Origin of the sequence: Streptomyces sp. ISL-43 (assembly GCF_018614195.1) — a bacterium.
In the GTDB taxonomy this organism is placed as follows: Bacteria; Actinomycetota; Actinomycetes; order Streptomycetales; family Streptomycetaceae; genus Streptomyces.
In genome coordinates, this window is record NZ_JAGGOT010000125.1 from 1 (window position 1) to 11,308 (window position 11,308).

At 69.1% G+C, this 11,308-nt stretch carries 9 protein-coding genes; 6 read left to right on the forward strand and 3 right to left on the reverse strand.

Features of this window, described 5'->3' with window-relative positions; genetic code table 11:
• Window positions 1-819: 819 nt before the first annotated feature.
• Complete coding sequence (locus J7F03_RS40515; RefSeq protein WP_214958222.1) at window positions 820-1,983, forward strand: hypothetical protein; 1,164 nt, start codon at window positions 820-822, stop codon at window positions 1,981-1,983.
• Window positions 1,984-2,217: 234 nt separating this feature from the next.
• Here J7F03_RS40515 and J7F03_RS40520 read toward each other — a convergent pair whose 3' ends face one another.
• Complete coding sequence (locus J7F03_RS40520; protein ID WP_214958223.1) at window positions 2,218-2,652, reverse strand: hypothetical protein; 435 nt, start codon at window positions 2,650-2,652, stop codon at window positions 2,218-2,220.
• Window positions 2,653-2,792: 140 nt separating this feature from the next.
• Between J7F03_RS40520 and J7F03_RS40525 the strand changes: the two genes are divergently transcribed.
• A complete protein-coding gene (locus J7F03_RS40525) occupies window positions 2,793-3,287 on the forward strand; it encodes a hypothetical protein (protein ID WP_214958224.1) in 495 nt (164 codons plus the stop codon).
• Window positions 3,288-3,728: 441 nt separating this feature from the next.
• On the opposite strand, the gene J7F03_RS40530 is transcribed toward J7F03_RS40525, so the two are convergent.
• Window positions 3,729-5,492, reverse strand: coding sequence for a hypothetical protein (locus tag J7F03_RS40530; protein WP_214958225.1), 1,764 nt, complete (start codon window positions 5,490-5,492; stop codon window positions 3,729-3,731).
• Window positions 5,493-6,632: 1,140 nt separating this feature from the next.
• On the opposite strand from J7F03_RS40530, the gene J7F03_RS40535 reads away from it, so the two are divergent.
• The 3 genes from J7F03_RS40535 to J7F03_RS40545 all read left to right on the forward strand — a co-directional run bounded on the left by J7F03_RS40535 (window position 6,633) and on the right by J7F03_RS40545 (window position 8,912).
• Complete coding sequence (locus tag J7F03_RS40535) at window positions 6,633-7,310, forward strand: RICIN domain-containing protein (protein WP_214958226.1); 678 nt, start codon at window positions 6,633-6,635, stop codon at window positions 7,308-7,310.
• Between the two features lie 130 nt (window positions 7,311-7,440).
• The gene (locus J7F03_RS40540) at window positions 7,441-7,740 is read left to right on the forward strand and encodes a hypothetical protein (protein WP_214958227.1); all 300 of its coding nucleotides are present in this window, start codon (window positions 7,441-7,443) and stop codon (window positions 7,738-7,740) included.
• Window positions 7,741-7,970: 230 nt separating this feature from the next.
• On the forward strand, window positions 7,971-8,912 hold the full coding sequence (locus J7F03_RS40545; RefSeq protein ID WP_251073226.1) for a hypothetical protein: 942 nt from the start codon (window positions 7,971-7,973) through the stop codon (window positions 8,910-8,912).
• Window positions 8,913-9,085: 173 nt separating this feature from the next.
• On the opposite strand, the gene J7F03_RS40550 is transcribed toward J7F03_RS40545, so the two are convergent.
• Window positions 9,086-9,682: a hypothetical protein gene (locus J7F03_RS40550; protein ID WP_214958228.1), complete on the reverse strand. Its 597-nt coding sequence runs from the start codon at window positions 9,680-9,682 to the stop codon at window positions 9,086-9,088.
• A 367-nt stretch (window positions 9,683-10,049) separates the two neighbouring features.
• On the opposite strand from J7F03_RS40550, the gene J7F03_RS40555 reads away from it, so the two are divergent.
• Entirely contained in the window at window positions 10,050-10,910 is an 861-nt protein-coding gene (locus tag J7F03_RS40555) for a hypothetical protein (protein ID WP_214958229.1), read from the forward strand.
• The last annotated feature ends 398 nt before the right edge of the window (window positions 10,911-11,308 follow it).

Sequence of the window (11,308 nt, forward strand, 5' to 3'; positions counted from 1 at the left end):
CACCTGATCCACCGCGACCGATGCCAGATGAGAGAAGGCCGTCCAGAGAACGCTGTAGTCACACGAACAGCCATCTTGCCAGGGACTTGTGACGCGCAGTCATCGGCCCACAAGAAGTGGATCAGAACCGTCCAGATTCCCCACGGACGGCCAGTTGAGGCGTCACGCTCCGTAACGTGTGAATGGGTGCGGAGGTGGCGCTGTATGGGCGTCAGCCAGGGCGGGGCGGCTGTCCCAGCTCACCCTGTGCTGCAGTAGTGATCATGGCTGTCACGAAGTGGCCAGGCGGCTGCCAGCGGGGGCCAATCGGGAAGGTGGCTGGCTGTCATGAGCGTGCCTATTCACACCCGCAGCCACCCCGTCCACACCTTGGCGGGGTGCGATCTCTCGGTTTGGTGACAGTGGTGTGAGAGATAGTGGCCCTTGGTGTGTTGATGCTGGTCGGGGGTTGTTTCGGGGTGTGTGGTCACTGTTATGGATGTGAGAGATCGGGGTCTATCCACTGTCGTTGAGTGAGAGACGCGCAGGTCACGTGCTGACACGAAAGCGAGAGATCGCACCCGGTCGCATGGTGCGCCGAGCACGGGGACGAGGTCGGCCCGGTGCTGGAATGGCACGTCGGCAGCGGCCTGCGCTGCGCGGCCCTGGCCCACAACAGGGCGGTAGCGGCTACACGCGGCTGACAGGCCATCTGTGGTGTTGCCAGTGCCCTGGCGGGCGGGAGTCTGCTGGGGCACTCGCTCGGGCGGACCTGCGTTGTGCCGGGCCGTGAACCGGGAGCTGATGCCAACATGGCAACTGGTCCTGCACAATCGCTCCATGCTGCGACGCCGCCAGCCGGTTCAGAACAAGGACGTTGCCCGGACGATGCGGAGTTTCTTCTCCCAGCTGTCTTCGGATGAGCGAGGTGATCCTGAGCGAGTTGCCGTGCGCTACGGGAGCCGCATGTGGGGGCGCGCCGGATCCAGACTGACGGACCAGAAGAATCTCTCCCGGTCCCGTTATTACGTAGGGGTATCCGCTGATATTGCCGCATTTGAGGACTTGGTGAAGCGAGTGACTCTGGTCGCCGACACACTGCTCTTGTCCGGTGACTGGAACAGCAGCTTCCATGAGGTGGCTCGCGACTCGCCCGTGCGGCGGGGAGCCGAGGACGTCCTATACGCAGACCACTCCGGGCCCTTTGGCGCGGACCTGGGCTCGTCCCCCAGAGGCGAAGAGGCGGCCCAGTACAGACACATCATCAACAATCACCCGGCCACGTTCATCGGCATCCACAGTCCCGACCTTGCCGCGCTCGGACGCTGGCTTCTGGATTCGGAGCCACTGCTCAAGGCTGGTCTGGCTTGGTACCTCCCCAACTACTCGTCACGGGACGGCCAGGTCGTAGAGGGCAACACCGATCGCACGTCCCTCACGCAACCCGAGCAGGTTTCCTCCATCGACTACCTCATCCGTGACGGCCGGGCGATCGATGCGTCCGGCGCACACCCGATCAAGAGTCGCATTGTCCGGCCAATTCTGGAAATAGAACTGCCCTTCATTGACGGCGTAGGGTTGAGGGACTTCAGTGACATTACGATTTCCGAATTCAATAACTATACGGACTTTCGGGCCTTTCTGCGGAAGTCGCTTCTCGAATTGGACGATGCAGTCAACGCAGTGCAGTCCGAGCAGGCCCTGATGAAGATCGCAGCTGACATCGAGCAGGAGCTGCACAGCATGAGGGCGCAGATGTCCTTGGCTCGACGGCGCAGGGCCGTGGCGGTGAGCGGCGCGGCCGTGGGCACTGTCGGTGCAGTCCTGGCCGCCGTCTACGGCCCCGTGATGGAGGACGCCTTCAAACTCATCGCGGCCAGCAGTGCGGGCAGCGGCCTCTGGGCGGTCATCGACGCTGCCACAAGCAACGGCCCGAGGGAACTCAAGGAGAATCGTTGGCACTACGTCTGGGCCTTGTCTCACAAAGCCCAGACGTTGAACTGAAGCCGAGCCATATCCCCTGAGAGCCTCCAGATCCACTGGGTGACATGGTGCAGGAGCAGCTAGGCGCTTCCACCCTCCAGAGCGTGGACCAGCCGCCCGGCGAAGACGGTGTCGTTCGCGGCGTGTACTTCCCGCAGGCCGCCGAACCGGCGCAGGGAACACCGATCCCCAAGCTCTATGCCTGGACCAAGACCGCGGATGAGATCCTCGAACGCCTCGCCGTTCGGACGAGCGTCAGAAGTACAGGACTTCCGCGCCCGCGGCGCAGGTGCCCACGTAGATGTTGCCGTCGCCTCCGCGGTACAACAGGCATTCTTTGAGCTCGATACGACGCACGTTCCCCGCGAAGGTGTACTCGCCGATGCCCACGACCGCCTGGTTGCCGCGGGTGTTCCAGACCTCTTCGTCGCGGGTGCCGCCGTCCGAGTACACCGCGTGGATCTTGAGCGCCGCGCCCTTGCCGTCGCCCGCTGTGTCCTTGAGCTCGCCGCTCAGGTGGACCCGGCCGTCGGCCGCCTTCCCGTAGTATCCCTGCGCCCAGGCGCCGCCGATGTCACCGCCGGTGCCGGTGACATCGAAACCGGAGCCGGCAGAGGCCGGCCCCGCGAGCAGCAGCAGCGCGGCCGGGACCGCGGCAAGGGTCAGGGCGGCCTTCGTCGTGAGCTTCATCGTTCCTCCGTCGTCTGGTCCACGTCGCACGGGACAGCGGAAAACGTAGCCCGGGCGGCGGAGCCTTCTCGACCCACCCCGGGTTGATCTTCGGGCCCACCACGGGGGTAGCCGGCCTACCCCCTGCGGTGTACCCGGCCATGCCAGCGTCGTATTTCGCGCAGGCCGCGGAGGCGATCCCGCCCGCGCGCCCGCTTGCCTCGGGGGTGGCGTATGAGCAGAAGTTCGACGGCCACCGCGCGATCCTCTTCACCCCCACCGCATCCGGGGGCCGACTGCTCCTGCAGACCCGGCGCGGCTCCCTGATCCAGGACCGCTTCCCCGATCTGGTCGCGGCCGCCGCCCAGTTGCCCGAGGGCCTGGTCCTGGACGGCGAGCTCGTCGTGTGGGACGCCGCGGCGGGCCGGTTGTCCTTCGAAGCGCTTCAGCGCCGGGCCGCTGCCCGCGGACGCACCGCGGCCTCGCTCGCGGCGAAGACCCCGGCGTTCTTCATTAGTGGAGTTCCGTCGGGTTCCTTCGGAGCCCGTGAGGAGGTGTTCGGCTTGTTGGCGCTGGTCAAGGGCTGGGTCCGGTGTTGCACGCGATCGTGTGAAGATTTGCCCGTTTCTCCTGGATTCCTGGAGTTCCACTCGTAATTTGCGTGCTTGTGGCAGATTCCAGGACTCGTCGCTTCGCCTTGATCGGTGGGAGCAGAGCAAAGTCGGAGACGGCCGGCCGTTTGGAGGGTCTGGCCGACGTCCTGACGATGCAGCGTCGCACGGCGGCCGGGGCGTCGCCGGAGGATGAGCGGGGCCTGTTCCAGGACACGCTGGCGGAGTACTGCTGGGCTCGGGACGTCGCCGGCCTTGCCGCGACGACGCTGGAGCGGCTGGTCCAGCCCGTCATCGAGGTCTGCTGCTTCTACGGGGTCGTGCCGTGGCAGCTGACGCCGCGGGCGTTGGACCAGTACGTCGCGGGGCCGGGGCAAGCGGGCGCACTCGACGAACCGCAAGAAGATCACGTTGATCGACCACTACTTCGCGTTCCTGGAGCAGCGCTACGCCGGGGAGCCCGGCCCGGTCGGTAGCCCGTCGATCTCAGCAGCCCGTCTGCCTGCACCTGGCGAGGACGGCGCTGGCGAGCAGGGTAAGGCCCTGGTTGAGTCTGCGGAAGTACGTGGCCCGGCTCATGTGCAGCCGGATCGCGATGAAGTCATGCCCGCCACCCCGCTCCACGTAGTACTGCGACAGGATGCGCCCGGCCTCCGCCTCCGTGGCGACGGCGCTCTCCACCAGGTGCCGCACGCCGGATTCGAGGAGTTCGCGCAGTGCGGCCGGGTCGCCGGCCACGGGCAGCAGCGGGCTGCGGGCGAGCTGCTGCGGGCGGTGCAGGCCCTCCAGCGCCTGACGGATATGGCGGTTGAACCAGGCCGCGTCGTCGGGCAGCACCGGGGCCGGGGCCCGGGTCCTCAGCCGTTCCAGCCAGGGCGGCACGCCGCCCGCGGCGGCGAAGTCCTGCGAGTACACCCGGCAGACCGAGCCTCCGCCGTACACGTCGTGGCGGAGCTGCCCGTGCGCGCGGACCCCCACGTGCTCGTAGAGCGCCTGGTACTCGACGGACGGCGTCGAGGTGACCAGCCGGCCCCGGTCGACTGCGGTGGACAGCAGGTGCCGGAAGAGCGCCGACCGGGCCGCTTCCTGCCGGTCCTCGTACATCGCCAGCCCAATGAAGAGCCCGCCGCCGGACACGGCGTCCGCGTGCTGTTGGAGCAGAGGTTCGAGGACCGGCATGGTCGCGTCGCAAATCGGCGCGGTGGCGCTGAGTCCGACCGGTCGGTCCTCCCGGTCGCACACGACGTGCAGGCCATCGAGTACGCCGTGCAGCAACGAGCCGAGCAGCCGCTCGGAGCGCCGGACGTCCATGCCGCCACGCTCCGCCCACAGGCGCACGAGCCTGCCGACGTCGGACGCATCGTCGGCACGGGCCGGACGGACGTGCACGGGCGCCGTCACCGGGCTGAACAACCGCCGCACCGGGCCGTCCAACGAGGCGTACAGCGCCCCGGCCATCCGGTTGCTGCGGGTCGCTCCGCTGTGCTCGGCGGGCAGCAGCCGCGTGTGGTGCGCGGCGGCCAGCGTCCGCGCCGAGCGGTAGGCCACAGGCGTGCGCCAGCGCAGAGCCTGGTCGAAGACGGTGCGAAACGGTTCGGCCACGGCCAGCCCGAGCGCGCCCGGGACCACCACGCTGCAGGCACGCAGGCGGTCGAACACCGTCCCGTCCTCCCCGAGTTGGCCGAGCAGCTCGACATCGCACTGCCCCACGGCCGCGACGAGCAGCAGCGCCCGCTCGATCCCGGCCGCCTCGCCACCGAGGCGCTCGCACACCTCGCGCGCCGCGGCGTCGGCCGCGGCATCGAGCACGCCCGGACCGCCGTCCGGTGCGGCGTGCAAGGCCCGGCAAAGAGCCGAGGCGAGCAGTGCGTTGCCTCCCGCGAGCCGCAGCACGCCCTCGCGCAGATGCGGTTGGGGGAACTCGAACCCGTCCACCAGCAGGCTGATCTCTTCGTCCGGCCACGGCCCGGCCTCGACAGTGATCACCTGGGCTCCCGGACGCCACGCGCGGTACGACGGCAGAGGCCGGCGACTGGCCACCACGACCGGACCGTCGGCTGGGAGCGCGAGCCGCGCCACATCGTCCTCGCTGCGAACGTCGTCCACCACGGGCACCGCAGTGGCGAGTTCGGCCAGGATCGCCGACTTCCCGCAGCCGACGGGACCCACGAGGTTGATCACCACGGGTCTCGTCACCGTGTCGAGTACCGCCTTCATCGCGGCCGTTCGCACCTCGGCCCTCTTGATCACGGATGGCCTGCCCTACCGACGCCTGTCTGCGCCGGTCACATCGGGAAGGGATGCGCAGTGCGCGGTGGTTCTCCTCCATCGTGGATCGGGACGGCAGACAACTCCGCGGCCACTGCACCGGACAGTGCCTGGTGATCTTGCACCGTTGGCGATCGTCGGTCAACAGGTCAGTCAATTCAGGTCTGTTACTGACTTTGAAGTCTGTTTGCCGTAGGGGCTGACGATCGGTGATCGTAGCGATGTGCCGGAGGTAGGGGGTATCCGCGGGGTGGGGGTCTGACCGTGGAGAGGCAAGCAGCTGCTGGCCACGGCGCCCGAGCGGGCCTGCCCTCAGGGACGCCGCCCGCGGCTGCGGGGACCGGTCGGTGACACCCGCTGTCGGGGCCCATCTGGCCGTGATGTCAGCCCGTTCGCAGGGGCCGGTGACCCCGCGGCCGCCGGCCGGGCGCTGAGCGCGGCCTGGGAGCTTCTGGGCCGGGCGGATCCGGACCGGCCCTCGTGGGCGTACACGATGGACGAGGCCGAAGCACGGGGTCGGTGATCTTGCAGATCCGGCCGGCCTGACGCGAGGTCCCGTAGGACAGCCGAAGGTCCGACGCTGCGGAGGTGTGCCGACCGCGAGGCATCCGCTGTAGTCCGGCCGGCCGGGAGCCGTCACGCCGCTGCATCGGCTTGGCTGCCTTCCGGCCCCGCCGTGTTGACCAGCTGTTCCATCGGCCGCGGCGGATCGGGCTACCGCGCCGGGGCCGGAGTACGGTTCGGCCCCTGACGCGGGTTCGCCGGAGCCGGGCCGAGAGGGTGGCGGAAACACCCACCACGCGGTCGAGGCCGCAGCCAGCGCCAGGACAGTGCCCAGCCCGGCCCTCCAAATTTCTGACGATCATTCAAAATTCATACCTGTCAGATCGGTTGAGACCCTCGTGAGACTCCAGCGGCCCGTTCCCTCGGTAGCGTCGTGCCCGCCGGAGAGCGGACGGGACCCCTCCTCCGGCAGCGCGTGCACGGCTGCTCGGCAGCCTGCACCTGCGCTCTCGACCCCTGTTCAGCACGCGCCTTGTTGACCTAAGGAAGGAACCCACAATGAAATCGGCCCGCACGCTCGTGGCTGCCATCATGGCCACTCTCGCAGCGTTGTTCGTGATGACATCCGGTACCACAGCTGCCGCCCTGCCGCAGTCCGCAGGCGCCCAGACCGCCGCCACCTCGGTGCCCACCGAGCCGAAGTACTTCATCGGCACGGGCTACGGCCCCCTCAACATCGCTACGGAGGCGGCCTACCAGTCGGCCTACAGTCAGGCTTCGGCCGAAGGCTACCCGCTCAACCTCTGCAAGGTCACCGAGGTCCCGCCCCCCATCTGGTATCCCGGTGACTGGTACACGGCGTTCGTGAAGATCCACTGCACCCCGCCGCCGCCGCCGCCGGCCGGCTCCGGCCCGGTCATCAGCGTGGCCAACGGCAAGTGCGTGGACGTCAAGGACGGCAGCACGAAGGACGGCGCCCCGGTCCAGCTCTACAAGTGCAACGGCGGCATCAACCAGCTGTGGACGCTGGAGGCCGACAAGACCGTCCGCTCCATGGGCCACTGCCTGGACGTCCAGTACGCCAAGACCGAGAACGGTTCGCCGATCGGCCTGAACTCCTGCCACGGCGCCGGCAACCAGCAGTTCGAGCTGCTCCCCGGCGGAAAGCTGCGCGGCGTCCACTCCGGCAAGTGCGTGGACGTGGACAACGTGTTCATCATGCTGCGCCTCGTCATCCGGGACTGTTCCGACGCCCGCCCCTACCAGCAGTTCCGCGGCACGCCCCTCGGCCTCTGACCGCCCCACACAGGTGAGGGAAATGCGTCGGGCGGCTGGTGAGAATCCGCGGGCAGGCAGCGGGGCCCGGCTGGTGCCCCGGCAGAGCGGCGCCGGGGCGGTCCGGCGCGCCCTACCCCCGAACTAGCCCGTGAGCACGCTGGTGGCGGGGTCGTGCGGTCTGTGCGCGACGTGGGGGCGGGTGACCGGCATGGGTGTGTGCGCGGTGTGCCGGGAGGAGGTCTACCGGATGCGTCGCGGCACGATGGCGGAGGGGGTATGCCGGCGGTGCGGCTGGACGACGGTCCTGGCTTCGGACAGCACTTGCCGCTGCTGCCGCACGGTGGTCCGGCTCGGTGAGGACGAGCAGTGGCTGGCCGCGGAGCTCCAGCGCCGGGAGCTGCCGTCCGGGCGGCCGCTGCAGTTGGCCCTCGGGATTGAAGGGCTCTGACCAGCCGTCCCCTGCGGCAGCCGCGCGGGCGGCGGCCGGTCGCGCGTCCCGCCTGGGTCCGGGAGCGGCCCGCCGCGCCCGTCGACGATCCGGCCGTGTGTGTGGAGGGGGTTCCCGGCCAGCTCGGGCTGTTCGCGCCGTGGCCGCGGACGTTCGCCAGGGGGCACGGGCGGCGGATCCGCGGCCGTCCGATCCCCAGCCTGCCGCCGGCTCTGGCGGTGCTCAGGGAGATGGCCGCCGAGCGTGGTGTCGGGGCGACCTGGCTGGAGCACACGGGGGAGGGCGTCCGGCTGGCGCTGGCCTCCCGGCCACCCGACGAGCACCTGGTTCGGCCCGAGAGCCTCGCTGACCTGCCGCAGATCGCCGCGACCGACCACGACGGACCGACCCCCACCCAGCACGCCGACGGGGAACCCGCCGCACTTCCCCTGCAGGCCTGCGGCCCAGGCGGAGAGTTCCCGTCCGGGGGCGTGCAGGAATCGAGAAACTCGTCGGATTCCGCCTTCGACGCCCTGCAGATCGACGGCACCGAGCTGCTGGCGCTGCCCTACGCCGAGCGCCGCCGACGACTCGAGGTCCTCTTCGCGGCCCGGGCACTGACCTCCCCGTGGACGTTGTGCCCGATGACCACCGACCCGGCCACGGCCCAGGAGTGGCTGGAGGACTGGACGGAGATCTCCGGCGTCGAGGGCCTGGTCCTGAAGAACCTGAGCCAGCGCTATAGGCCGGGAGCGCGCGGCTGGACCAAGATCAGGCGAAGAGATACCTCTGAGGCGATCGTCGGCGCCATCACCGGAACCCTGGCCCGACCCGGGCTCCTGGTTCTGGGCCGCCACGCGGCCGACCGGACGCCTCCGTCCCGTCGGCCGCACCGTTCCGCTGCGCCCCGACGCGGCCCGCGAGCTCGCCGCCCACCTCACCGCGGCCGGCCCCGGCCATCCCTGGACAGGCGCGAGATTCTCCTCGGCCTGGGGAACCCGCGACATCCTCGACACCACCCTCGTCGAGCCGGGCCTCGTCGCGGAGATCAGCGCCGACACCTCCGTCGACCGGGGTGGGGTCTACCGGCATCCGATCCGGTACGTGCGCCTGGCCTGGATGCGGCCGTCGAGGACGTGCCCCGGTTCGGCGGCTCGCCCGCCCCTCCAGATGACCGACCACACCCCGGGTGATCCTGGAGCTGTCCGAGCCGCAGAACGAGAATTGCGAGCAGGTGCAGGGCAAGCCCCACCGTGAGCTGTTCCCGGCGCTGATCGTGGCGGGGCAAGCCCAAGAGGACCCTGGGCAAGCTTTCCCTCGCGGTGGCTTGCCCGCCTGCTCGGATCAGCGGGAGCCTGATGGGCTGCTACTGAGGAGGACCAGATTCCGGTGTGCCCTGGGCGAGGTAGTCGTGTTCGGCGGCGCGGACGCGCCGCTGCTCCCGGCCGACGCGTGCCTCCTGGACACCGGCGTGCACGAGACCGAGGACGACGACGCCGAAGGCGATCATGAACCCGGTATCCCTGGACTGATCCATCTCCGGCTGCCGCTTATCGCCGGAGACGGCGAAGAACCACACGCTGAATAGCAGGAAGGCGCCCATGCACCACAGGGCGCCGATGGTGGCGGGACGCCACATGCGCCGCTCGACGGGAAGCCCGAGTCCGCTGCGCATCGCCCTGGTGGCCCCATCGGCGCGCCGCGTCGAGATGGGCTTGGCGATCGTGCTCGCCGCAGCCGCCACCAGCAGGATCAGTACCACGCTGTTGGTGATGGCCGGGGCCACGTTGAGGAGCTGGAGCGTCGCCCCCGTCGAGAGGCCCAGCAGGAGCAGGGCCCAGGACAGGGCATCCCACTTGGTCGGCCACAACTGGTCGGCGCTGCGGCGCCACTTGGTCCAGCACCGCCAGGTGACTGCGGCCGTGATGGCCCAGAGCAACGTGTAGAGCACCACTGCCTTCATGGATTTTTCCCCCTCCCCCGTGCTTGCACGTACGGCTCAGCGGCGGTCACTTTACGGCCGGGACCGGGGACGGCGGGCGGTGGGCGGCCTGGAAGTGACGGTCTCCACGCACCGCACCAGGCGATAGCCCTGGAGAGGGTTGTACCGGGAGGGGGCTGGAGGGTTGTCTGCAGGGTTGCTTTCAGTGGGGGACCGGAGGTGTGACCGGAAGTGGGAACCCCCGAAACCGCAGGCTGCCCGTCTGCCCAGGTCAGAGCCGGTGGGCAAGCCTCTTTCGGAAAACGACACCTCTTTCCACGCGATAGCCGTGGGGAGAGGTCTGCTTGAGCCCGGGGCCTGCGGCGCCGCGATGGGTACATGTACCGGTATGGCGCGTGAGCGGATCCGGTGGACGGTTGTCGTGGAGCGGGCACGGCAGATAGTGGACGGGTACGCGCCGCTGAAGGTCACGCTGCGCCAGGTCATGTACCGACTCGCCTCCGAGGGCGTCCTGCCGCACACGCCGCCGATGTACCGGCGCCTGTCCGCACAGCTCGCCCAGGCCCGGCGCGAGGGCCGCTTCCCCGACCTGATCGACACCGTCCGCGAAGTCCACGTTCCGCCGGCCTGGCCCGACGCGACCACCTTCGTCGCACAGATGCCCGGCTGGTTCCGCCTGGACCGCACCGCAGGCCAGAAGCGGGCCCTGTACGTTGCTGCGGAGAAGGACACCCTGCGCCAGCAGCTGACCGTCTGGCTCGAGTTCGCGGGTATCCCCGTCCTGGTGGTCCGCGGCTTCAGCTCCCAGTCGTACGCCGACGTTGTCCGTGACCGAGTCGCCCGCGAGCAGCGCGGAGCCGTTCTTGTTGTAGTGGGCGACTTCGACTGTTCGGGTGAGGACATCGAGCGGGACTGGGTGGAGCGCACGGGCTGCTGGAGCTCGGTTTCCAGGGTGCTGCTCACCTATGACCAGGTTCGCGCGTACGGGCTCCCGGCGACCGAGGGCAAGAGCGGCGACCCGAGATGGCCGGCCTTCGCCGCCCGCTACGGCTTCGACCCCGCACACGCCGTGCAGTGGGAGGTCGAAGCCCTGGAGCCGGATGAGCTCCAGCGCCTGGTCCTCGCTGCCGTCGACCCGTACATCGACCGAGACACCCTCGCTCAGCAGATCGCCCGCGAGGAAGAACAGCGCCGCGCTCTGGCCGACTTCCTCGACAGCTGGGTCCCAAGCGGCGGAGCCTCCGCCTGAGCGTCGTCTGCAACACGGATCTGCAACGCGAAGTGCAACACGCTCTGTGTTGCAGTCCTGACCTGCACAGTTACCCGCGAGGCGGAGATTTTCGGCATAGGTGTTGCACCCCAACGGGAAGTGTCCCGAGGTCAGTGCGAGCCGCTCGGTCGCCGGAACACCGGATGGGCCGCTCGCCTGTGAGAGCCAGCAAGCCTCCAGGTTCACTGACCGGTGACACCTCTGGACAGCGGCTACGGCCAGGTGGCCACTTCCTCGATGGTGTCCGCGATCAGGACGGGTAGGTGCTCCATGGCCCGCTCAAGGATCTTCTCGACCGGCACCGCGTGTCGGCTCCCGTCGACGTTGATGTGATTCGCCCATTGGGCGGGCTGGTAAGGGCTTGCGGAGAAACAAGT

Coding starts and splice junctions, on each gene's coding strand:
- J7F03_RS40515 (WP_214958222.1), top strand. CDS start 820: ATGCTGCGACGCCGCCAGCCGGTTCAGAACAAGGACGTTGCCCGGACG.
- J7F03_RS40520 (WP_214958223.1), bottom strand. CDS start 2,652: ATGAAGCTCACGACGAAGGCCGCCCTGACCCTTGCCGCGGTCCCGGCC.
- J7F03_RS40525 (WP_214958224.1), top strand. CDS start 2,793: ATGCCAGCGTCGTATTTCGCGCAGGCCGCGGAGGCGATCCCGCCCGCG.
- J7F03_RS40535 (WP_214958226.1), top strand. CDS start 6,633: ATGACATCCGGTACCACAGCTGCCGCCCTGCCGCAGTCCGCAGGCGCC.
- J7F03_RS40545 (WP_251073226.1), top strand. CDS start 7,971: ATGGCCGCCGAGCGTGGTGTCGGGGCGACCTGGCTGGAGCACACGGGG.
- J7F03_RS40550 (WP_214958228.1), bottom strand. CDS start 9,682: ATGAAGGCAGTGGTGCTCTACACGTTGCTCTGGGCCATCACGGCCGCA.
- J7F03_RS40555 (WP_214958229.1), top strand. CDS start 10,050: ATGGCGCGTGAGCGGATCCGGTGGACGGTTGTCGTGGAGCGGGCACGG.